A 21428-nucleotide genomic window follows, 5' to 3' on the forward strand; every position below is an offset into this window, starting at 1 on the left:
ACCGGGAGCACAACAATGACAACACCTTCCCGTCGACCGGCCGCCCCGCGCGTGCTGATCATCGGTGCCGGCTTCGCCGGCCTGGGCCTGGCAATCCGCTTGCAGAAGGCCGGCATCCAGGACTTCCTGATCCTCGAGAAGGCCGCCGACGTCGGTGGCTGCTGGCGCGAGAACGTCTATCCGGGCGCCGCCTGCGACGTGCCTTCGCACCTGTATTCCTTTTCCTTCGAACCCAAGGCCGACTGGTCGCGCAAGTTCGCGCCCCAGGCGGAAATCCTCGACTATGCGCGGCACTGCGCGGACAAGTACCGCCTGCGCGAGCGCATTCGCTTCCGCTGCGAGGTGCGCGAGGCGAGCTTCGACGAGGCGGCCGGCGAATGGCGCGTGACCTGTGCCGACGGCGAGGAGTTTCGCGCCCAGTCGCTGGTGTGCGCCCTCGGCCAGTTGAGCCGCCCGCTGATTCCGACCTTGCCGGGCATCGATCGCTTCCGGGGCAAGGCCTTCCACTCCGCGCAGTGGGACCATGATGCGCCGCTGGAGGGCAAGCGCGTCGCGGTGGTCGGCACGGGCGCCAGCGCCATCCAGTTCGTTCCGCAGATCGCCCCGAAGGTGGCCGAGTTGCTGCTGTTCCAGCGCAGCGCCGCCTTTGTCATCCCCAAGCCGGACCGCCCCTACGCCGACTGGGAACGCCGTCTCAAGGCGCGGTTGCCCTGGCTGCAGCGCCTGGACCGGGGCCTGAAGTACATCCAGCACGAGGCCCGCGCGCTGGCCTTCACGGTGTTTCCGCCGCTGATGAACGTCATGCGGATCAGCTTCCACCGGCACATGCGCAAGAGCATCGCCGACCCACAGCTGCGCGCCCGGCTGGAGCCGGACTACCCCATGGGCTGCAAGCGCATCCTGATCAGTAACGACTACTACCCGGCGCTGGCGCGCCGCAACGTGAAGCTGGTGGACAGCGGCATCCGCGAGGTTACCGAGGACGCCATCGTCACCCGCGACGGCGTGTGCCACCCGGTGGACACCATCATCTACGGCACCGGTTTCGCCGCCACCGAATTCCTCGCCCCGATGCGCGTCACCGGCCTTGCCGGCCGCGAGTTGAACCAGGCGTGGAGCGATGGCGCGGAGGCGTACAAGGGCATCAGCGTCAGCGGCTTCCCCAACTTCTTCATCCTCTACGGGCCCAACACCAACCTGGGGCACAACTCCATCATCTACATGCTGGAAAGCCAGTTTCCCTACGTGCTCGGCTGCCTGCAACGCATCCAGCGCGACGGCCTGAAATACCTGGACCTCAAGCCGCAGGTGCAGCAGGGCTTCAACCGCCAGTTGCAGCACGACCTGCAACACACCATCTGGGAGCGCGGCTGCAGCAGCTGGTACAAGACCGCCAGTGGACGCAACACCGTGAACTGGCCGGGTTTCACCTTCCGTTATCGCCAACAGACCCGCCAGCCGGAGTTCGCCGACTATGACTGCATCCGTTGAACCGCAACTGCCGCTGTCGACTCGCCAGAAGCTGCTGACGGCCACCCTGCGCGGCACGCTGAACCTGCTGTTCCGCGGGCTGATGGGCCCGCCGTTGCCGGTGAAGGCGCAGCGTGCGCTGCTGCGTGGGCTGACGGCCGCCACGCTGACGCCGCGAGGCGTGCATCGCGAACAGACGAGCCTGGGCGGCGTGCCCGCCGAGGTCTGGCGGCCGCAGGGCGCGAGCGAGGGCCGGGTGATCCTCTACCTGCACGGCGGCGCCTACCTGATCGGTTCGCCGGCCACCCACCGGGCGATCACCGCCAACCTGGCGCGGCTGTGCCAGGCCGAGGTCTGGGTGATCGACTACCGCCTGGCGCCGGAGCATCGTTTCCCCGCCCAGCGCGAGGACGCCGTGGCGGCCTACCGGGCATTGCTGGATAAAGGCGTCCCGGCCCGCGCCATTGCGGTGGCGGGGGATTCCGCCGGCGGCCACCTGACCCTGCAACTCGCGCTCCAGGCCAGGGCCCAGGGCCTGCCGGCGCCGGGGGCGCTGGTGACCTTCTCGCCGGTGACCGATCTTTCCAACGAACACCTGCACGCGCCGGCGGCGGGCGACCCCTTGATCACCCGCGCCTGGATGGACAGCGCCATGGCGATGTTCTGCCCGCCGGGCCTACCGCGCGCGGATGCGCAGCTGTCACCGCTGTATGCCGACCTCAGCGGGCTGCCGCCGTTGCTGATCCAGGTCGGCGAGGACGAGGTGTTGCGCAACGACAGCCTGCGCTTCGCCGACGCCGCGCGGCGCCATGGCAACACCGTGCATCTGCAGCGCTTCCCCGGTTGCTGGCATGTGTTCCAGGCCCACGCCGGCCTGCTGGACGTGGCCGACCGCGCCCTGCAGGACGTCGCCCGCTTTGTTGCCAGCCATGTGCAACCTGCCACTGCGCAAGGAGCGCCGCGATGAACACCATCCTGATCAGCGGGGCGGCCTCGGGCATCGGCGCCGCCACCGCGAAGCTGTTCCACCAGCGTGGCTGGCGTGTCGGCCTGCTCGACCTCAACCCCGAGCCGCTGGCGGCGCTGGCAGCCGAGCTGGACGGCGCCTGGCAGCGGGCGCTGGATGTCACCGACGCCGACGCGGTAACGGCGGCGGTGCGCGAGTTCGCCGAGGCCAACGCCGGACAGCTGCGCTTGTTGTTCAACTGCGCGGGCATCCTGCGCTTCGGCCGTTTCGAGGACATCAGCCTCGCCGAGCACAACCGCATCATCGCCATCAACGTGCAGGGCGTGCTCAACTGCTGCTATGCCGCGCTGCCGTTCCTCAAGCGCACCCCGGGCGCGCAAGTGCTGAACATGGGCTCCGCCTCGGGGCTGTACGGCGTGCCGCAGATGGCCAGCTACTCGGCGTCGAAGTTCGCCATCCGCGGATTGACCGAAGCGCTGGAGCTGGAGTGGCGCGAGCTGGGCATTCGCGTCGCCGACCTGATGCCGCCCTTCGTGCGCACGCCGATGGTCGCCAGCCAGACCTTCGAGCCGCCCGTGTTGCGCCGCCTGGGCGTGACCCTGGTGGCGGAGGACATCGCCCGCGCCGCCTGGCGCCAGGCCCAGAGCAGCGGGGTGCACCGGCCCATCGGCGCCATGTTCCGCGCCATGTACTGGTCCGGCCAGCTGTCGCCGCCGGCGCTCAACCGCTGGGTGATGGCCTGGCTCAGCCGCGCCTGAGTAAACTGCAGGGGCGGCGAAGGAGGCCGTCCCATGCAGCAGATCCTGGAACCTCAGCCATCGGCCTGGCAGCGTGTGCTGCAGGACATCACCTCACCGTTCGACCGCATCAGCGAGATGACCTACGGGGTGATCATGACCCTGACCATCATCTCGGTGATTTCCGCCGCCAGCGGCGGGGCGAGCCGGCAGGACCTGATCGTCGCTGCGCTGGGCTGCAACCTCGCCTGGGGCCTGGTGGATGCGCTGATGCTGCTGGTGCGTCTGAGGGTCGAGCGGGTGCACCAGCACGGTCGCCTGCGCGCTTTGCGCGGCAAATCCGATGACCGCGATTTCCGTGACGGACTCGGCGAGTTCCTGCCTCCACGACTGGTGGCCGCGCTGCAGCCGGACGAGGTCTGGCGGCTGCGCCAGCGCCTGATGCGCTCCGAACTGGGCACCGGGCCGCTGCGCCATGGCGGAGCCGAGGTCTGGCTGGCAGCGCTGCTGATCGTGTTGTTGGTGACCGGCATCACCCTGCCGCTGATCCTGCCGCTGTGGCTGGTGCCGGACGAGCTGCTGGCGCTGCGTCTGGCCCAGGGCATCGGCGTCGCCATGCTGTTCGGCCTGGGCTGGCTGCTCAGCCGCTGGTCCGGCGACTCGCCCTGGCCGGGCGCGCTGGGTTTTACGGCGCTGGGCGTCGCCATGACCGGCCTGTGCATCGCGCTGGGCGGCTAGTGGCGCAGGCTTTCCCCCGACTGCCGCCTGTCGCCGCCAAACGGTTGGAAGCATGTAAGGAGCGGCGCGGGCTGCCGCCAGGCGCTACTCTGAGGAAGTGGCCGGGAAATTTCCGTTGCGCCGCTCGGCGCGTTCGGCGGAGTTGGCCACCATTTCGGGGGACGTTGCGTCATTTGACGTTTCCCGGCGGCACACTGAAGTGCCCGGAACATGCCCGCCCAGGGCGTGTTCGTTGGCGGGGAATACACTCTGAACGTCTCGACAGGAGGTGCGTACCATGGAAAAGCCCCTCTCGGAGGATATCAGCGTCAACGTGTTGCGCCGGATGAAGGAAGGTGGCTTCGATTTCGCTCGCATTCATCCCATCGATTTTTTCGCCATCTTTTCCGATGAACAGAACGCCCGAAAAGCTGCCCGGCAGTTTCGCGGAGAGTCGCTGAGAACCCAGGTCGAAGCCCGCGATGATGGCGGCTGGAACCTGCAGATCAGCAAGGTGATGTTCGCCACCCACGCCGCCATCGGCGATTTCGAGCACGACCTTGAGGAAGTCGTGGTGCCACTGGGCGGTATTCTCGATGGCTGGGGAGTGACCCAGGAGGTCACCTCCCTGCGTTGAGCGCAACGCAGCGTTGAGCTGTCGCAGGACGGCCCATCTTCTACCCGCGTCTTTACCCGCAAGCCACGAAAAAGCGTGCCGTCGCCAGCGGTGACGGCGCGCCTTTCTTCGTTGCCTTTCTTCGCTGGGCAGCGTGCCCTGGGCGGCAGCCGTGCAACCACGCGCTTGCGGACACGCCAGGTTTCTTCAGCGCCCCCGATGCGGCAGACTGCCGCGCGGAGGTGACCATGACCGATATCCTGATCCTGACCCACGTCGATTTCTGCCCGCCCGGCCACTTGGGCGCGCTGCTCGACCGACTGCAACTGCCATTCGACGTGCGCCGCGCCGACCTCGGCGAGCTGGAAGGCTACGACCTGGAACGGCCGAAAGCCGTCGCCATCATGGGCGGGCCGATGAGCGTGAACGACGACCTGCCATGGCTGCGCGATGAGATCGCTGCGATCCGCCGCTTCATCGCGCGCGACGTGCCGATGATCGGTCACTGCCTGGGCGGACAGTTGCTGGCCAAGGCGCTGGGCGCGGACATCCATCGCCTGCCGTATACCGAAATGGGCTGGCAGCCGATGCGCCGCCAGGAAGGGCAGAGCCCCTGGCTGGCGCACCTGCCCGAGGAGTTCCCGATCTACCAGTGGCACGGCGATACCTTCGATATTCCCCCAGGCGCCACCCGCCTGCTGTCCAGCCCCTGGTGCGAGAACCAGGCCTTCAGCTTCGGCGAGCGCATCCTCGGCCTGCAGGGCCATCCGGAGATGACCGAGGAGCTGGTGAGCGGCTGGGTCAATGGCTTCCCGGAATACCAGGATCCCAGCCAGCCGAGCCAGGAAAGCGCCCAGGCGATGCTGGCCGACCTGCCGCAGAAGGTGGCTGCGATGAACCGGGTGGCGGAGGGGTTCTACCAGCACTGGCTGAAGTTGGCGGGGCTGGTCTGAGCCGCGCCTATCACGGCATGCAATCGCGTGTTCGGCTCGACGTGATTCGCTTCTGTAAGGGCGGATTCATCCGCGATCTCGGCGCGGCGGTTGGGACATCGCGGACGGAGTCCGCTCCTACGAGATATTTCTTCGCGCGGGCCTGCCCTCTCCCTAACCCTCTCCCTGAAGGGAGAGGGTACCGTCCGGTGCAGGATGAAACTGTGGCTTCAGCCGGCACAATCTACTCCCTCTCCCTTCAGGGAGAGGGCGGGGGAGAGGGAAAGCCCAGGCACGGGTTCTCAGAAGAGGGCAGTTTTTGCTGCGCAAGCTGGCTCGACCGTACGGCATACAACCGTTCGCGGTTACATGCCGATGCGGCGGCTCAATGCTTGAACATGATGTGCCGCGCCACGGTGTAGTCCTCCAGGCCATACATGGACAGGTCCTTGCCGTAGCCGGATTGCTTGAAGCCGCCGTGGGGCATCTCGCTGCACAGCATGAAGTGGGTGTTCACCCAGGTGCAGCCGTACTGCAGGCGCGCCGCCACCCGTGAGGCGCGGCCGACATCCTTCGTCCACACCGACGAGGCGAGGCCGTAGTCCGAGTCGTTCGCCCAGCGCACCGCTTCGTCCGCGTCGCTGAACGGGGTCACCGATACTACCGGGCCAAACACTTCGCGGCGGACGATTTCGTCGTCCTGCTGGGCGTTGGCCACCACGGTGGGCTCGTAGAAGAAGCCGCTGCCGCTGACCACCTTGCCACCCGTGGCGATCTGGATGTGCGGGCTGGCCTTGGCGCGCTCGACGAAGCCGGAGACGCGGTCGCGCTGGGCGGCGGTGATCAGCGGGCCGAGTTCGGTGTTCGGGTCGTTCTGCAAACCTGTCTTGAGGCTCGATACGGCGCTGGCGAGGTCGGCGACGAAGTTGTCGTAGACCTTCTTGCCCGCATAGATGCGGCAGGCCGCGGTGCAGTCCTGGCCGGCGTTGTAGAAACCGAAGGTGCGGATGCCGGCGATCACGTCGTCCAGGTCGGCGTCGTCGAAGACGATCACCGGGGCCTTGCCGCCCAGTTCCATGTGCAGGCGCTTCACGCTGTCGGCGGCGCTCTTGATGATGGCCTTGCCGGTGCCCACCGAGCCGGTCAGCGAGACCATGCGCACCAGGTCATGGCTGACCAGCGGCGCGCCCACGCTCGGGCCGCGGCCGAACACCAGGTTGACGACGCCGGCGGGGAACAGCTCGGCGATGAACTCGGCGACTCGCAGGGCGGTGAGCGGTGTCTGCTCGGAAGGCTTGAGCACCACGCAGTTGCCGGCGGCCAGCGCCGGGCCGAGCTTCCACGCGGCCATCATCAGCGGGTAGTTCCAGGGCGCGATGGAGGCGACCACGCCCACCGGGTCGCGGCGGATCATCGAGGTGAAACCGGGCAGGTACTCGCCGGCGGCGGAGCCGGGCAGCACGCGGCAGGCGCCGGCGAAGAAGCGGAACACGTCGGCGATGGCCGGGATTTCGTCATTCAGCGCGGCGGCGTAGGGTTTGCCGCAGTTGTCCGACTCAAGCCTGGCCAACTCCTCGGCGTGTTCCTCGATGCGGTCGGCCAGGCGCAGCAGGAGCAGGGCGCGGTCTTTGGGGGCGGTCTGCGACCAGCCGTCGAAGGCCGCATCGGTCGCGCGCACGGCGGTGTCCACCTGGGCTTCGCTGGCCTCGGCAACCTGGCCGATCACCGTGCCGGTGGCGGGGTTGAGGATGTCCAGCGCGGCGCCTTCGCCGGCGACGAACTGGCCGTTGATCAGGAGTTTGGTTTGCATATCGGGCTCCTCTTCGTGAGCGGGTTTCCCTCACCCCAACCCTCGGCTTTGGCATCCTGCGTCGCTCTAACTCCTGCATCCATGCAGTCGTCTCCCAGAGGGAGAGGGGGCTGTTCGTGCCGGCTGACACCACGGTTTCAGCCGGCGCCGATCCGGTTCCCTCTCCCTTCGGGGCGGGGCGCGCAGCCAGGGCTAGGGAGGGGGCGTTTGGCACGGAGTCACTTGCCACTCCCCGCCACATCGCTGGTCCCGCGCGTCAGGTAGTACGCACCGAGGATCGGCAGCATGGTGGCGAGCATCACCAGCATGGCGACGACGTTGGTCACCGGCACGTCGCGCGGGCGGGTCAGCTGGTTGAGCAGCCACAGCGGCAGGGTGCGTTCGTGGCCGGCGGTGAAGGTGGTGACGATGATTTCGTCGAACGACAGGGCGAAGGCCAGCATGCCGCCGGCCAGCAACGCCGTGGCGATGTTCGGCAGGATGATGTAGCGGAAGGTCTGCCAGCCGTCGGCGCCCAGGTCCATGCTCGCCTCGATCAGGCTGAAGGACGTGCGGCGGAAGCGGGCGATCACGTTGTTGTAGACGATCACCACGCAGAAGGTGGCGTGGCCGATGACGATGGTCAGGAAGCCCGGCTCGATGCCGAGGGTCTTGAATGCCGAGAGCAGGGCGATGCCGGTGATAATCCCGGGCAGGGCGATGGGCAGGATCAGCATCAGCGAGATGCTCTCCTTGCCGAAGAAGTCGCGGCGGTACAGCGCGCCGGCGGCCAGGGTGCCGAGGACCATGGCGATCAGCGTGGCGACGCAGGCGATCTTCACCGACAGCCAGATGGAATCGAGCACGTCGCCGCGGGCGAAGGCGATGCTGAACCACTTCAGGGTGAAGCCCTGCAACGGGAAACTGTAGGCCGACTCCTCGGTGTTGAAGGCGTAGAGCAGGATCACCAGGATCGGGAAGTGCAGGAACACCAGCCCGCCCCAGGCCGCCAGGCGCAGGAACCAGGAGGGCCGATCGGTGGAATGGGCGTCAGAGCGCATCGAAGGCCCCCAGCCGCTTGGCGATGGACAGGTAGGCGGCGATCAGCACGATGGGCACCAGGGTGAAGGCCGCCGCCAGCGGCATGTTGCCCACCGCGCCCTGCTGCACGTAGACCATGGTGCCGATGAACAGACCGCTGGGGCCGACCAACTGGGGGATGATGAAGTCGCCCAGGGTCAGGCTGAAGGTGAAGATCGAGCCGGCCACCACGCCGGGGAAGGCCAGCGGCAGGATGACCTGGAAGAAGGTCTGCCGCGGGTGCGCGCCGAGGTCCGCCGAGGCTTGCAGCAGCGACGGCGGCAGGCGTTCCAGGGCGGCCTGGATTGGCAGGATCATGAACGGCAGCCAGATGTAGGTAAACACCCAGAAACGCCCGAGGTGCGAGGTGGACAGGGTGTTGCCGCCCACGCCCGGCACGCCCAGCAACAGGTCCAGCAGGCCCAGCAGGTGCAGGCGCTCGATCACCCAGTAGAGGATGCCGCCCTTGGCCAGGATCACCGTCCAGGCGTAGGCCTTGACGATGTAGCTGGCCCACATCGGCAGCATCACCGCGATGTAGAAGAAGGCTTTCTCCTTCGGCCCGGCGTAGCGCGCCATGTAGTAGGCGATGGGGAAGGCGAGGATGGCGCTGGCCACCGACACGGCAATTGCCATGCTGAAGGTGCGCAGGACGATGTCGTAGTTGGCCGGGTTGAACAGCGCCCGGTAGTTGGCCAGGGTCAGGTCCGGCGTCACCGCCATGGTGAAGTCGTCGAAGGTGTAGAAGCTCTGCCAGAGCAGGGCGAACAGCGAGCCGATGTAGATCACCCCGAACCACAGCAGCGGCGGGATCAGCAGCATCAGCAGGTAGAGCGTGCTGCGCCGGTAGAGGAAGCTGGAGATCGCCCTCACGGCGCCGACTCCTCGCGCAGCGGCACCAGCGCGCTGCGGGCCCAGCAGGCAGTCACCGCATCGCCCGGTTTCGGCCGTTGCTCCTCGCGCTCGCCGTTGGGCAGGGCGGCGACCAGGCGCGCGCCGTGGTCCAGTTCGATCTCGTAGCGGCTGCTGGCGCCCATGTACTGCACGTCGAACAGCGTGCCGCTGACTTCCAGTTCGCCCTCTCCGGCGCGGCCGAAGCGTACGTGCTCGGGGCGCAGCGAGTGCGGGCGCGACTCGCCCAGCAGGCGTTGCGCGAGGTCGCCGCGCAGCACGTTGGCGGTGCCGACGAATTCGGCGACGAAGCGCGTGGCCGGACGGCGGTAGAGGTTGCCCGGGGTGTCGACCTGTTCGATGCGGCCCTTGTTGAACACCGCCACGCGGTCGGACATGGACAGCGCTTCGCTCTGGTCATGGGTGACGAAGATGAAGGTGATGCCGAGCTGGCGTTGCAGTTTCTTCAGCTCCACCTGCATCTGCTCGCGCAGTTTCAGGTCCAGCGCGCCGAGGGGTTCGTCCAGCAGCAGCACGCGCGGGCGATTGACCAGCGCGCGGGCGAGGGCCACGCGCTGGCGCTGGCCGCCGGAGAGCTGCGCCGGCTTGCGCGTGCCGTAGCCGGCCAGGGCGACCATGCCCAGGGCCTCTTCGGCGCGGTGGTAGCGCTCGGCCTTGGCCACGCCTTTCACCTTCAGGCCGTAGGCGACGTTGTCCAGCACGTTCATGTGGGGGAACAGCGCGTAATCCTGGAACACCGTGTTCACGTCGCGCTCGTAAGGCGGCAGGCCCGCCGCTTCTGCGCCGTGGATACGGATGGAGCCGGACGTGGGCTGCTCGAAACCGGCGATCAGCCGCAGGCAGGTGGTCTTGCCCGAGCCGGAAGGGCCGAGCATGGAGAAGAATTCGCCGTCGCGGATCTCGATGGACACCGCATCGACGGCGCGCACCTCGCCGTAGTGACGGCTGACGTCAGTGAACTGGACGGCTGTGGTCATGCTGCTGGCTACCTGAAGGGCGGGGCTGCATCAGAAAAGGTAGCGCATGGGGGGAAGGGCGCTCGGGAAGGACATGCTCTTGGTAGGAGCGAGCTTGCTCGCGAATGGCCCCGCAGCGGAGGCGGGTTCGCGAGCAAGCTCGCTCCTACAGGTCAGCAGTGAAGCGGGGCTTGGTCACCTCCCGCCCATGATCGCGATGTAATCCTGCGTCCACCGGCTGTACGGCACGCACTGCCCCTGGTCGCACTTGGCCTGCGGGGTCTTCCAGAAGGCGATGCGGTCGAACTGGTCGTAGCCGTTGGCGGCGCAACCTTTCTCGCCCAGCAGTTGGCTGCCGGTGCAGCCGTCGGGCACGGCCGGCACCGAGCCGAACCAGGCGGCGACGTCGCCCTGCACCTTGGGCTCCAGCGACCAGTTCAGCCATTTGTAGGCGCACACCGGGTGCTTGGCGTCCACATGCATCATGGTGGTGTCGGCCCAACCGGTGACGCCTTCGCCGGGGATGGTCGAGGCGATCGGCTGCTTCTCGCCCACCAGCGCGTTCACCTGGTAGGGCCAGGAGCCGGAGGCAGCCACGCCTTCGTTCTTGAAGTCGCTCATCTGCACCGTCGCGTCGTGCCAGTAGCGGTGGATCAGCTTCTGCTGCTCGCGCAGCAGCTTGAGGGCGGCGGCGTACTGCTCCTCGTTGAGTTCGTACGGGTCCTGGATGCCCAGCTTGGGATTGGCGGTCTTCAGGTACAGCGCCGCGTCGGCGATGTAGATCGGCCCGTCGTAGGCCTGCACGCGGCCCTTGTTGCTCTTGCCGTCGGGCAGCTTCTGCTCGCTGAACACCACGCTCCAGCTGTTCGGCGCCTGGGGGAAGACCTTGGTGTTGTACATCAGCACGTTCGGCCCCCACTGGTAGGGCGTGCCGTAGTGCTTGCCGTCCACGGTGTGCCAGGGCGCGTCCTGCAGGCGCTTGTCGACGTTCTTCCAGTTGGGCACCAGGGCGAGATTGATCGGTTGCACGCGCTTGCCATAGACCAGCCGCAGGGAGGCGTCGCCGGAGGCGGTGACCAGGTCGTAGCCGCCCTTGGCCATCAGGCTGACCATCTCGTCGGAGGTGGCCGCGGTCTTGACGTTCACCTTGCAGCCGCTGTCCTTCTCGAACTGGGTGACCCAGTCGTAGTTCTTGTCGCTCTCGCCACGTTCGATGTAGCCCGGCCAGGCAATGATATCCAGCGCCCCTTCGGGGTTGCCGAGTTGCTTGAGTGCCTCGGCGGCCTGCACCGAGCCGCTGCCGAGCAGGCTGATGGCGGCGAACGTCAGCGCCGCGACGTTCACTGAAGACAAATGCACGGATGACATGGACGGACTCCTGTTGTTCTTCGTTGTGGGAGCCACTGCGGAACCAGCGCGCAGATAAATGGCACCTCCGTTGACCGCTGCGGGTCCATAGCAAATGGCCACGCTCTTGCAGCGTAGTTCTGCCCCCGGAGGCTGACAAGCCAGCACTGGCGCGGCCTGTGGCCCCAAACGGGGCGCGCCGCGCGAGGTGTGCCGCGGTTTCGCACCATGGCAGTGCGGCCGGCGCCAACAGCCTTTGCAAGTCATTGAATGGACAGGAAATCGACCTCTGGCACGGGCCTTGCGACAGCCCTCCTGCCTATGAAGAGCATGCCGGGAAGAGCGGCAACAAGGAGTGGAAGATGGCTCGGGTGTTCTATGACGAAATGCATGACGCCGCTGGCGCCTGCCGACCGCACTACACGGAGTTCGCCCGCTGGCTGGCGGACATGCCTGGCGAACAGTTGCAGCAGCGTCGCCGCGAGGCCGACCTGCTGTTTTACCGCGCCGGGATCACCTTCACCCTCTATGGCGACGACCAGGGCACCGAGCGCCTGATCCCCTTCGACACCATCCCGCGCAGCATTCCCGCCAGCGAATGGAAGATCATCGAGGCCGGCTGCATCCAGCGGGTGCAGGCTCTCAACCTGTTCCTCGCCGACCTCTACCACGACCAGCGCATCCTCAAGGAAGGCCTGATCCCGCCCGAGCAGGTCCTGGCCAACGACCAGTACCAGCTGGCCATGCAGGGCCTGGACGTGCCCGGCAACGTCTACGCGCACATCGCCGGCATCGACCTGGTGCGCGACGGCAACGGCGCCTACTACGTCCTCGAGGACAACCTGCGCACCCCCAGCGGCGTCTCCTACATGCTGGAGAACCGCAAGATGATGATGCGCCTGTTCCCCGAGCTGTTCGGCGCCCAGCGCATCGCGCCCATCGACCACTACCCGAACCTGCTGCTCGACACCCTGCGCCAGGCCAGCCAGGTGGAGCAGCCCTGCGTGGTGGTGCTGACGCCCGGACGCTTCAACAGTGCCTACTTCGAGCACGCCTTCCTGGCGCGGGAGATGGGCGTGGAGCTGGTGGAAGGCGCCGACCTGTTCGTCCGCGACGAGCGCGTCTACATGCGCACCACCGCCGGCCCGATGCCCGTGGACGTGATCTACCGCCGGGTGGACGACGACTTCCTCGACCCGCTGGCCTTCAACCCCGACTCCATGCTCGGCGTGCCCGGCCTGCTGGCCGCGTACCGCGCCGGCAACGTGGTACTGGCGAACGCCATCGGCACCGGCGTGGCCGACGACAAGTCGGTGTACCCCTACGTGCCGGAGATGATCCGCTTCTACCTCGACCAGGAACCGATCCTGCACAACGTGCCGACCTGGCAATGCCGCCGGCCGCAGGACCTGTCCCACGTGCTGGCGCACCTGCCCGAGCTGGTGGTGAAGGAAGCCCAGGGCTCCGGCGGCTACGGCATGCTGGTCGGCCCGGCCGCCAGCAGCGCCGAGATCGAAGCCTTCCGCGCCCGCCTGATGGCGCGCCCGGAGGCCTATATCGCACAGCCGACCCTGAGCCTGTCGACCTGCCCGACCTTCGTCGAGAACGGCATCGCCCCGCGCCACATCGACCTGCGCCCCTTCGTGCTCTCCGCGCCGGACAACGTGCGCCTGGTGCCCGGCGGGCTGACCCGCGTGGCGCTGCGCGAAGGCTCGCTGGTCGTCAACTCGTCACAGGGTGGCGGTACCAAGGACACCTGGGTAGTAGAGGACTAAGCATGCTCAGTAGAACCGCTTCCGACCTGTACTGGATGTCGCGTTACCTGGAGCGCGCCGAGAACCTCGCGCGCATGCTCGACGTGTCCTACTCGCTGTCGCTGATGCCCCAGGACGGCCGTGGCGACGGCCTGGAAGAACTGGCCATGCCGCTGTTGATCACCGGCAACCTCGACGCCTACCTCGCCCGCCACGGCGAGCTGCACGCCGAGCGCCTGCTGAACTTCTTCGCCCTGGATGCGCAGAACCCGGCGAGCATCTACTCCTGCTTCGGCGCCGCCCGCGCCGGCGCCCATGCGGTGCGCGGGCGGATCACCACCGACATGTGGGAGAACATCAACGCCACCTGGCTGGAGATGCGTGACATCGCCCACCAGGGCCTGCTGCGCTACGGCATCAGCCACTTCTGCGAATGGGTCAAGGACCGCTCGCACCTGTTCCGCGGCGCTACCTTCGGCACCAGCATGCGCAACGACGCCTTCCACTTCATCCGCCTGGGCACCTACATCGAGCGCGCCGACAACACCCTGCGCCTGCTCGACGCGCGGCATCAGGTGCTGGGCGAGCACAGCGCCGGCCCCGCCGAAGGCTCGGCACGCGGCTACTACCAGTGGACCGCGCTGCTGCGCGCGCTGTCGGCGTTCGAGGGGTACACCGAGCTGTACCGCGACGCCCTCAATGCGCGGAACATCGCCGAACTCCTGCTGCTGCGCGAGGACGTACCGCGTTCGCTGCTGGCCTGCGCCGAGGAGCTGCGCCAGATCCTCGCCAGCCTGCCCGGCATCAACGGTCGCCCGGCCCAGCGCCTGGCCGCCGAACTGGAAGCGCGGGTGCGCTACACCGGCATCGACGAAGTGCTGGGCAGCGGCCTGCACCCCTGGATCACCGACCACATCGGGCTGGTGCGCCAGCTCGCCAACGCCATTCACAGCTCGTACCTGGAGGCCGCATGAAACTCTCCATCCGCCACGACACCACCTACCGCTACGAAGACCAGGTGCGCGCGAGCATCCAGTACCTGCGCCTGACCCCGCAGGAAAGCGAGCGCCAGCACGTGCTCGACTGGCAACTGCACCTGCCGCGCCCGGCGCACCCGCAGCGCGACGCCTACGGCAACATCCTCCACGTGCTGACCCTGGACGAGCCCCACGAGGCCATCGTCATCGCCGCCCACGGTCACGTGGAAATCGACGAGGAGAACGAGCGCGAGCACGATCACCTGTCGCCGCTGCCGTTCCTGCGCGGCACCCGCCTGACCCAGGCCGACGGCGCCCTGCAGGAGTTCGCCCGGGCCCAGTGCGCCGAGCGCCGCGACCGCAAGGCGATGATCAAGCTGATGCAGGCTCTGAACGAGCGCATCGCCTATGTGCCCGGCTCGACCCAGGTGGACAGCACCGCCGCCGAAGCTTTCGCGGCCGGGCAGGGCGTCTGCCAGGACCACGCCCACGCCTTCCTCGCCTGCCTGCGCTACCTGGGCGTGCCGGCGCGCTATGTTTCGGGCTACCTGTACACCGACGTCGAGGAACACCTGGCCAGCCACGCCTGGGCCGAGGCCTGGCTGGACGACGCCTGGTACAGCTTCGACGTTACCAACGTGCTGGACCGCCCCGAGCGCCACCTGAAGCTGGCGGTGGGCCTGGACTACCTCGACGCCTGCCCGGTGCGCGGCATGCGCCGGGGCGGCGGTGGCGAGCAGATGCACGCCCGCGTCACCGTGGCGCCGGGGCACCTGCAGCAGATGCAGCAGGCGCAGCAGTGAGGAGGCGTGGCACAAGCCCTGGCACCGGCTTAAGATCGGTGCCAGTTCCTGCCAGCATGAGATCGCCATGACCTATTGCGTCGCCATGAACCTCGCCCAGGGCCTGGTCTTCGTTTCCGATTCGCGCACCAATGCCGGCGTCGACAACATCGCCGTGTTCCGCAAGCTGCATGTCTTCGGCACGCCGGGGGAACGCCTGATCGTGGTGCAGAGCGCCGGCAACCTGGCCACCTCGCAGTCGGTGATCAGCACGCTGCGCCAGCGCATGGGCAGCGACGGGCCCAACCTGGGCACGGTGGAAAACCTCTTCGAAGCCGCCCGGCTGGTAGGCTCGACGCTGCGCGAGGTGGTCGACCACGACGAGAACATCGGCCAGAACCAGGGCGTCGACCTGGGCAGCTCGTTCCTCGTCGGGGGGCAGGTCGGCACGGAAGTGCCGCGCCTGTTCAATGTCTACCCGCAGGGCAACTTCATCGAATCGACCCGCGACACGCCTTACTTCCAGATCGGCGAGAGCAAGTACGGCAAGCCGATCATCGACCGCGCCATGAGCTACTCCACCCCGCTGGAGCAGGCCCTGCGCTGCGCGCTGATCAGCTTCGACTCGACCATCCGCAGCAACCTCTCGGTGGGCATGCCGCTGGACCTGCTGGTGTACCGCGAGGGCAGCCTGGAAGTGCCGGCGGGCTACCGCATCCAGGAGGGCGACCCGTACTTCGAAGGCATCCGCAACCAGTGGGGCGCCGGGCTGCGCCAACTGCTGGGTGAACTGCCGGCGCCGCCGGGGGATTACTGGCACTGACGGCAGGTTCCGGAGCGCAGTGCACTCGCTGGAGCGCTTGGGCGGGTTCGGCAGGGCGTGTGCTCGTCGTAGGAGCGGATCTTATCCGCGATGCCGAGCGCCAGCTCGGCGCTCAAGCCTGCGCCTTATGTCCCGGCTGCGCCTTATGTCCCGGCTGCGCCGGGATTTCGCGGAGAAGCTCCGCTCCTACAGGTTGAGTTCGGTGCTCGGGGCGTGCTTTTCGTAGGAGCGAGCTTGCTCGCGACCGTCGCCATGCCGGTCTTGCCGGTTCCCACGGACCGCGAAAGGTCGCCGCACCCTGTAGGAGCGCGCCCTGCGCGCGGTCGCGGGCATGGCCCGCTCCTACAGGTTGAATTCGGTGCTCGGGGCGTGCTTTTCGTAGGAGCGAGCTTGCTCGTGAACCATCGCCATGCCGGTCTTGCCGGTTCCCATCGACCGAAAGGTCGCCACACCCTGCAGGAGCGCGCCCGGCGCGCAATCGCGGGCATGGCCCGCTCCTACAGGTTCACTCCGGCGGGAGATCAGCTTCCGGCCTTCACCTTCCGCCCCGCCATGTGTTTCAGGTAGGCGACGATCTGGTCCAGCTCCGCGTCGCTGACCACGTCGACGGCGAAGCCCTTCATCCGCGCCTCCGGCCAGTGCCGCAGGCTCTGCGGGTCGCGGATGTACTGCTTGAGGTACCCCGGCGCGAAGTAATCGGTGGGGTTGTGCGGCAGGTTCAGGTCCGGGCCGAACTGCGAGTCGCCGGCGCCGTTGAGGCGGTGGCAGGCCAGGCAGTTCTTCTGGAACTGGGCGAAGCCCTGCTGCACGGCGTTGGGCGCATTCTTCGCCGGCAGCAGGGCCGGGAAGCGTTCGGCCAGTGGCTTCAGGTAGCGGATGCTGGCGACCTGGAAAGGCCATTGCTCCGGGCCGATGCCGGCGGCCTTGGGGTCGGTCCACACCAGGTAGAACGGCCCGGCGGACGGCTTGCCCTCGGCCAGCGGCGGCCAGGGCTTGTTCGGCTCCTCGATGGCCAGCCAGGCGCGCGAGCCTTTCCCGGCCAGCAATGGCGCGGCCGGCAGTTCGGCAGCGAAGCCGTCCAGCGCCACGGCCTGCAGGTGATCGGCCGGCTTCACGCCCTGCAGCAGCGCCGCCAGCGGCACCGCGCGGTAGTGCATGCTGCGGTTGTAGGAGACGTCGGCGGGAATCTCGATGTCCTGCGCCTTGGGGTTGGCCAGCAGTTGCTCGGTGGTGAAGTCGTGCTTGCCGTCGGGCAGCTCCAGGGTGAGCGTGGCGGCGAAGGTGGTGGGGCAGAGCAGAAGCAGCGTCAGCAGCAGTGGGCGCATGGTCGCATCCGTGGCGGGAGAGGGCCGCGGAACATTAGCAGAGCCGGGGGCGTTGCAGGAGGTAGGTGGCTCCCGCGCTGCGTTGACCGTGGCTCGCGGATGGCGGCACGCGGTACGCAGCGGCGGGATGACCGAGGGTTGGCCCTAGCCGACCAGACGACTCAGATTGGGGATGATCAGCACGACGGTGGTTGCGAAGACGATCAGGCTAGCCTGACGCCATTTTCTCGATTGTTTGTCCATGATGTCCTTCCGCCTTTCTTGTTCTTGGCAATGGCTCACTCACGGCCTGTTGATAGTGTCGCGCATGCCTTGGCTTCTGGTGATTCGAGCCGAGCCGGCAAAACCCGGCAACGGCACTCTTCGCAGTCTCTGCCTGATTGAGTCTAAGCCTAGTGCCGCGCGGGCTTAGACCATCTGGCAGCAAGTCCCGCAGCTCCAGGCATATTCCCTCTATATGACCGGGCCGTGACAGCTCTGTTCAGCATTTCGACCGTTCGTCCGGCCGCGCCGACAGGCCCTTTCCAGAGCCTTCGGGCGGTTCGCCGCCGGTCGGTGGCTGAGCGTGGCGGTCAATTGCGCTGAGCGCTGCGGTCATTGCTCCCGGCCGATACGCCGTTAAGGTAGGCCGACACGCCACGCCTGCGTGACGACAACTCTAAGAGAGAACGCCATGACCGAAGCATTCATTTACGACGCGGTGCGTACTCCCCGCGGCAAGGGCAAGAAGGACGGCGCGCTGCACAGCGTCAAGCCGGTCAACCTGATGGCCGGTGTCCTGCGTGCGTTGCAGCAGCGCAACCAGCTCGATACCGCCCAGGTCGACGACATCGTCCTGGGCTGCGTGACCCCGGTGGGCGACCAGGGCTCGGACATCGCCAAGACCGCCGCGCTGGTGGCCGACTGGGACGAGCAGGTGGCCGGCGTGCAGATCAACCGCTTCTGCGCTTCGGGCCTGGAGGCGGTCAACCTGGGCGCCATGAAGGTGCGTTCTGGCTTCGAGGACCTGGTGGTGGTCGGCGGCGTGGAATCCATGTCCCGCGTGCCCATGGGCTCCGACGGCGGTGCCTGGGCGCTGGACCCGGAAACCAACCTGCATACCAGTTTCGTGCCCCAGGGCATCGGTGCCGACCTGATCGCCACCCTCGAAGGCTTCAGCCGCGCCGACGTCGATGCCTTCGCCCTGCGTTCCCAGCAGAAAGCCGCCAAGGCCCGCGCCGAAGGGCTGTTCGCCAGGTCGCTGGTACCGGTGACCGACCAGAACGGCATCGTCCTGCTCGACCATGACGAGTTCATCCGCGCCGATACCACCCTCGAGGGCCTCGGCGCGCTCAAGCCCAGCTTCGAGATGATGGGGCAGATGGGCTTCGACGCCACGGCGCTGCGCAAATACAGCCAGGTGGAGCGCATCGAGCACGTGCACACGCCGGGCAACAGCTCCGGGATCGTCGACGGCGCCGCGGCCATGCTCATCGGTTCCGAAGCCAAGGGCCGCGAGCTGGGGCTGAAGGCCCGCGGGCGCATTGTCGCCACCGCGGTCACCAGCACCGACCCGACCATCATGCTCACCGGCCCCGCGCCGGCGACCCGCAAGGCCCTGGCCAAGGCGGGGCTGAAGGCCGAGGACATCGACCTCTTCGAGGTCAACGAAGCCTTCGCCTCGGTGGTGATGAAGTTCATGAAGGACATGGGCGTGCCGGAGAGCAAGGTCAACGTCAACGGCGGCTCCATCGCCATGGGCCACCCGCTGGGCGCCACCGGCTGCATGATCCTCGGCACCCTGCTGGACGAGCTGGAGCGGCGCAATTTGCGCTACGGCCTGGCCACCCTCTGCGTGGGCGGCGGCATGGGCATCGCCACCATCATCGAACGAATCTGACTTTTCGTAGGAGCGAGCTTGCTCGCGAACCGCCCAGAGCTTCGCGAGCAAGCTCGCTCCTACAGGTCTCCCACCCTGGGAAGAGAACAACATGACTGACGCCATCCGTTATGAGAAAGGCCAGGACAACATCGTCGTCCTGACCATGGACATGCCCGGCCAGAGCGCCAACACCATGAACGGTGTGTACCGCGAGGCCATGGCCGCCACCGTGGCGCGCCTGGAAGCCGAGAAGGACTCGATCGCCGGCGTGGTGATCACCTCCGCGAAGAAGACCTTCTTCGCCGGCGGCGACCTGAACGAACTGATCAAGGTGACCAAGGCCGACGCCCAGACTTTTTATGAAGGCATCCTGGTGCTCAAGGGCCAGCTGCGCCGCCTGGAAACCCTCGGCAAGCCGGTGGTCGCCGCCATCAACGGCGCGGCGCTGGGTGGCGGCTGGGAAATCTGCCTGGCCTGCCATCACCGCATCGCCCTGGACGAAAGCCACGTGCAGCTCGGCCTGCCGGAAGTCACCCTCGGCCTGCTGCCCGGCGGAGGCGGCGTGGTGCGCATGGTGCGCCTGCTGGGCCTGGAGAAAGCCCTGCCGTACCTGGCCGAAGGCAAGAAGGTGCGCCCGGACCAGGCGCTCAAGGCGGGCCTTATCCACCAACTGGCCTCCAGCCGCGAGGAGCTGCTGAGCAAGGCCCGCGAATGGATCGCCGCCAACCCGGCCGCCAAGCAGCCGTGGGACAGCGCCGGCTACAAGATCCCCGGCGGCACCCCCTCCAGCCCGGCCGTGGCACAGATGCTGGCTATCGCGCCGTCCGTGCTGCGCGACAAGACCAAGGGCTGCTTCCCCGCGCCGGAGAAGATCATGTGCGCCGCCGTCGAGGGCGCGCAGGTGGACTTCGACACCGCGCAGCTGATCGAGGCGCGCTACTTCACCGAGCTGACCACCGGCCAGGTGGCGAAGAACATGATTGGCACCTTCTGGTTCCAGCTCAACGAGATCAACGCCGGCAAGTCCCGCCCGCAGGGCATCGCCCCGCAGCAGACGAAGAAGGTCGGGGTGATCGGCGCCGGCATGATGGGCGCGGGCATCGCCTACGTCTCAGCCGCCGCCGGCATCGAGGTGGTGCTCAAGGACGTCTCACTCGAAGCGGCGGAGAAGGGCAAGGCTTACTCCGCTGGCCTGCTGGACAAGAAGGTCGGCAAGGGCCAGATGACTGCCGAGAAGCGCGACGCCTTCCTCGCGCGGATCAAGCCGACCGCCAGCGACGCCGATTTCGAGGGCTGCGACCTGATCATCGAAGCCGTGTTCGAGGACCGTGGCCTGAAGGCAAAGGTCAGCGCCGCCGCCGAGTCCGCCGCGCTGCCCGAGGCGGTGATCGCGTCCAACACCTCGACCCTGCCGATCACCGGCCTGGCCGAAGCCGTGGCGCAGCCGCAGAAATTCATCGGCCTGCACTTCTTCAGCCCCGTGGACAAGATGCCGCTGGTGGAGATCATCCGTGGCGCGAAGACCGACGACCCCACCCTGGCCCGCGCCTTCGACTACGTCCTGCAGATCAAGAAGACGCCGATCGTCGTCCATGACAGCCGTGGATTCTTTACCTCCCGCGTGTTCGGCACCTTCACCAACGAAGGCCTTGCCATGCTGGGCGAGGGCGTGTCCGCGGCGATGATCGAGAACCAGGCGCGCCAGGCCGGCATGCCGGTGGGCCCGCTGGCGATCAGCGATGAAGTCTCCATGAGCCTGATGACCCACATCCGCGAGCAGACCCGCAAGGACCTGGAGGCCGAGGGCAAGCCGTTGCCCGCGCACCCGGCCTTTGCCGTGGTGGACGTGATGGTCAACGAGTACAAGCGCCCGGGCAAAGCCGCCGGCGCCGGCTTCTACGACTATCCCGCCAGCGGCAGGAAGCACCTGTGGCCGGAGCTGAAGCAGCGCTTCGAGAAGGCTGACGCGCAGATCTCCGCCGAGGACGTGCGTGACCGCATCCTCTTCGTGCAGGCCATCGAGACGGTGCGCTGTGTGGAGGAGGGCGTGCTGACCTCCACCGCCGACGCCAACATCGGCTCGATCTTCGGCATCGGCTTCGCCGCCTGGAGCGGCGGCGCGCTGCAGTTCATCAACCAGTACGGCCTGAAGGACTTCGTCGCCCGCGCCCAATACCTGGCCGAGCAGTACGGCGAGCGCTTCCTGCCGCCGGCGCTGCTGCTGGAGAAGGCCGCGCGCAACGAGACGTTCTGAAGGGCCCTTCTGTAGGAGCGAGGGGGCGCCTAGTTCTTGCTCGCGAAGCCGGCTCCGCAGCGGGGCTGTTCGCGAGCAAGCTCGCTCCTACAGAAGAATCGTCGCTCTGGAGAACCGGCTCACGTGGCC

18 protein-coding genes are annotated in these 21428 nt (G+C 67.4%); 12 read left to right on the plus strand and 6 right to left on the minus strand.

Going from position 1 to position 21428, the window contains the following annotated elements; translation table 11 throughout:
• The first annotated feature begins 15 nt into the window (after positions 1–15).
• From ACNFIA_RS20245 to ACNFIA_RS20270, 6 genes are all read left to right on the plus strand, one after another.
• Positions 16–1491 carry a flavin-containing monooxygenase gene (locus ACNFIA_RS20245; protein ID WP_416788129.1) on the plus strand — a complete coding sequence of 492 codons (1476 nt, stop codon included), beginning with the start codon at positions 16–18 and terminating at the stop codon, positions 1489–1491.
• Complete coding sequence (locus ACNFIA_RS20250) at positions 1475–2437, plus strand: alpha/beta hydrolase (protein ID WP_416788131.1); 963 nt, start codon at positions 1475–1477, stop codon at positions 2435–2437. The genes ACNFIA_RS20245 and ACNFIA_RS20250 overlap by 17 nt, the downstream gene beginning before the upstream one ends.
• A complete protein-coding gene (locus tag ACNFIA_RS20255; RefSeq protein WP_259754109.1) occupies positions 2434–3195 on the plus strand; it encodes an SDR family oxidoreductase in 762 nt (253 codons plus the stop codon). Before ACNFIA_RS20250 ends, ACNFIA_RS20255 begins: the two co-directional genes overlap by 4 nt.
• A 33-nt stretch (positions 3196–3228) precedes the next feature.
• The gene (locus tag ACNFIA_RS20260) at positions 3229–3912 is read left to right on the plus strand and encodes a VIT1/CCC1 transporter family protein (protein ID WP_416788134.1); all 684 of its coding nucleotides are present in this window, start codon (positions 3229–3231) and stop codon (positions 3910–3912) included.
• A gap of 277 nt (positions 3913–4189) precedes the next feature.
• On the plus strand, positions 4190–4528 hold the full coding sequence (locus ACNFIA_RS20265; RefSeq protein WP_259754112.1) for a ribonuclease E inhibitor RraB: 339 nt from the start codon (positions 4190–4192) through the stop codon (positions 4526–4528).
• Positions 4529–4755: 227 nt separating this feature from the next.
• Entirely contained in the window at positions 4756–5460 is a 705-nt protein-coding gene (locus ACNFIA_RS20270; protein ID WP_416788136.1) for a type 1 glutamine amidotransferase, read from the plus strand.
• Positions 5461–5824: 364 nt separating this feature from the next.
• On the opposite strand, the gene ACNFIA_RS20275 is transcribed toward ACNFIA_RS20270, so the two are convergent.
• The 5 genes from ACNFIA_RS20275 to ydcS form a co-directional block, all read right to left on the minus strand.
• A complete protein-coding gene (locus ACNFIA_RS20275; RefSeq protein ID WP_416788138.1) occupies positions 5825–7249 on the minus strand; it encodes a gamma-aminobutyraldehyde dehydrogenase in 1425 nt (474 codons plus the stop codon).
• Between the two features lie 218 nt (positions 7250–7467).
• A complete protein-coding gene (locus ACNFIA_RS20280; protein WP_259754116.1) occupies positions 7468–8289 on the minus strand; it encodes an ABC transporter permease in 822 nt (273 codons plus the stop codon).
• A complete protein-coding gene (locus ACNFIA_RS20285; protein ID WP_416788377.1) occupies positions 8279–9130 on the minus strand; it encodes an ABC transporter permease in 852 nt (283 codons plus the stop codon). The genes ACNFIA_RS20280 and ACNFIA_RS20285 overlap by 11 nt, the downstream gene beginning before the upstream one ends.
• Before the next feature lie 47 nt (positions 9131–9177).
• Positions 9178–10197, minus strand: a complete 1020-nt coding sequence (locus tag ACNFIA_RS20290) for an ABC transporter ATP-binding protein (protein ID WP_416788140.1) — start codon at positions 10195–10197, stop codon at positions 9178–9180.
• A 174-nt stretch (positions 10198–10371) separates the two neighbouring features.
• Entirely contained in the window at positions 10372–11544 is a 1173-nt protein-coding gene (ydcS, locus tag ACNFIA_RS20295) for a putative ABC transporter substrate-binding protein YdcS (protein ID WP_259754118.1), read from the minus strand.
• 341 nt (positions 11545–11885) lie between these two features.
• Here ydcS and ACNFIA_RS20300 point away from each other — a divergent pair, with 341 nt between their 5' ends.
• The 4 genes from ACNFIA_RS20300 (at position 11886) to ACNFIA_RS20315 (ending at position 15859) form a co-directional block, all read left to right on the plus strand.
• Entirely contained in the window at positions 11886–13298 is a 1413-nt protein-coding gene (locus ACNFIA_RS20300; RefSeq protein ID WP_259754119.1) for a circularly permuted type 2 ATP-grasp protein, read from the plus strand.
• Between the two features lie 2 nt (positions 13299–13300).
• Positions 13301–14251, plus strand: coding sequence for an alpha-E domain-containing protein (locus ACNFIA_RS20305; RefSeq protein WP_259754120.1), 951 nt, complete (start codon positions 13301–13303; stop codon positions 14249–14251).
• Positions 14248–15057, plus strand: coding sequence for a transglutaminase family protein (locus ACNFIA_RS20310; protein WP_259754121.1), 810 nt, complete (start codon positions 14248–14250; stop codon positions 15055–15057). The genes ACNFIA_RS20305 and ACNFIA_RS20310 overlap by 4 nt, the downstream gene beginning before the upstream one ends.
• Positions 15058–15124: 67 nt before the next feature.
• On the plus strand, positions 15125–15859 hold the full coding sequence (locus ACNFIA_RS20315) for a peptidase (RefSeq protein ID WP_416788143.1): 735 nt from the start codon (positions 15125–15127) through the stop codon (positions 15857–15859).
• 521 nt (positions 15860–16380) lie between these two features.
• Here the strand turns inward: ACNFIA_RS20315 and ACNFIA_RS20320 are convergent.
• Positions 16381–17184: a c-type cytochrome gene (locus ACNFIA_RS20320; RefSeq protein ID WP_416788145.1), complete on the minus strand. Its 804-nt coding sequence runs from the start codon at positions 17182–17184 to the stop codon at positions 16381–16383.
• 673 nt (positions 17185–17857) lie between these two features.
• On the opposite strand from ACNFIA_RS20320, the gene ACNFIA_RS20325 reads away from it, so the two are divergent.
• Positions 17858–19063 (plus strand): acetyl-CoA C-acetyltransferase, encoded by a 1206-nt coding sequence (locus ACNFIA_RS20325; RefSeq protein ID WP_416788147.1) that lies wholly within the window; start codon positions 17858–17860, stop codon positions 19061–19063.
• 91 nt (positions 19064–19154) lie between these two features.
• The gene (locus ACNFIA_RS20330) at positions 19155–21299 is read left to right on the plus strand and encodes a 3-hydroxyacyl-CoA dehydrogenase NAD-binding domain-containing protein (RefSeq protein ID WP_416788149.1); all 2145 of its coding nucleotides are present in this window, start codon (positions 19155–19157) and stop codon (positions 21297–21299) included.
• Positions 21300–21428 lie beyond the last annotated feature (129 nt).

The sequence above is a fragment of the Pseudomonas sp. NY15437 genome (assembly GCF_048068435.1).
GTDB lineage: Bacteria > Pseudomonadota > Gammaproteobacteria > Pseudomonadales > Pseudomonadaceae > Pseudomonas > Pseudomonas nitroreducens_B.

What these genes read in the sequence shown, in the direction of transcription:
- ACNFIA_RS20250 (WP_416788131.1), top strand. Translation starts at nt 1,475, where the DNA reads ATGACTGCATCCGTTGAACCGCAACTGCCGCTGTCGACTCGCCAGAAG.
- ACNFIA_RS20270 (WP_416788136.1), top strand. Translation starts at nt 4,756, where the DNA reads ATGACCGATATCCTGATCCTGACCCACGTCGATTTCTGCCCGCCCGGC.
- ACNFIA_RS20245 (WP_416788129.1), top strand. Translation starts at nt 16, where the DNA reads ATGACAACACCTTCCCGTCGACCGGCCGCCCCGCGCGTGCTGATCATC.
- ydcS (WP_259754118.1), bottom strand. Translation starts at nt 11,544, where the DNA reads ATGTCATCCGTGCATTTGTCTTCAGTGAACGTCGCGGCGCTGACGTTC.
- ACNFIA_RS20310 (WP_259754121.1), top strand. Translation starts at nt 14,248, where the DNA reads ATGAAACTCTCCATCCGCCACGACACCACCTACCGCTACGAAGACCAG.
- ACNFIA_RS20305 (WP_259754120.1), top strand. Translation starts at nt 13,301, where the DNA reads ATGCTCAGTAGAACCGCTTCCGACCTGTACTGGATGTCGCGTTACCTG.
- ACNFIA_RS20330 (WP_416788149.1), top strand. Translation starts at nt 19,155, where the DNA reads ATGACTGACGCCATCCGTTATGAGAAAGGCCAGGACAACATCGTCGTC.
- ACNFIA_RS20290 (WP_416788140.1), bottom strand. Translation starts at nt 10,197, where the DNA reads ATGACCACAGCCGTCCAGTTCACTGACGTCAGCCGTCACTACGGCGAG.
- ACNFIA_RS20265 (WP_259754112.1), top strand. Translation starts at nt 4,190, where the DNA reads ATGGAAAAGCCCCTCTCGGAGGATATCAGCGTCAACGTGTTGCGCCGG.
- ACNFIA_RS20255 (WP_259754109.1), top strand. Translation starts at nt 2,434, where the DNA reads ATGAACACCATCCTGATCAGCGGGGCGGCCTCGGGCATCGGCGCCGCC.
- ACNFIA_RS20280 (WP_259754116.1), bottom strand. Translation starts at nt 8,289, where the DNA reads ATGCGCTCTGACGCCCATTCCACCGATCGGCCCTCCTGGTTCCTGCGC.
- ACNFIA_RS20315 (WP_416788143.1), top strand. Translation starts at nt 15,125, where the DNA reads ATGACCTATTGCGTCGCCATGAACCTCGCCCAGGGCCTGGTCTTCGTT.
- ACNFIA_RS20275 (WP_416788138.1), bottom strand. Translation starts at nt 7,249, where the DNA reads ATGCAAACCAAACTCCTGATCAACGGCCAGTTCGTCGCCGGCGAAGGC.
- ACNFIA_RS20325 (WP_416788147.1), top strand. Translation starts at nt 17,858, where the DNA reads ATGACCGAAGCATTCATTTACGACGCGGTGCGTACTCCCCGCGGCAAG.
- ACNFIA_RS20300 (WP_259754119.1), top strand. Translation starts at nt 11,886, where the DNA reads ATGGCTCGGGTGTTCTATGACGAAATGCATGACGCCGCTGGCGCCTGC.
- ACNFIA_RS20260 (WP_416788134.1), top strand. Translation starts at nt 3,229, where the DNA reads ATGCAGCAGATCCTGGAACCTCAGCCATCGGCCTGGCAGCGTGTGCTG.
- ACNFIA_RS20285 (WP_416788377.1), bottom strand. Translation starts at nt 9,130, where the DNA reads ATGCTGCTGATCCCGCCGCTGCTGTGGTTCGGGGTGATCTACATCGGC.
- ACNFIA_RS20320 (WP_416788145.1), bottom strand. Translation starts at nt 17,184, where the DNA reads ATGCGCCCACTGCTGCTGACGCTGCTTCTGCTCTGCCCCACCACCTTC.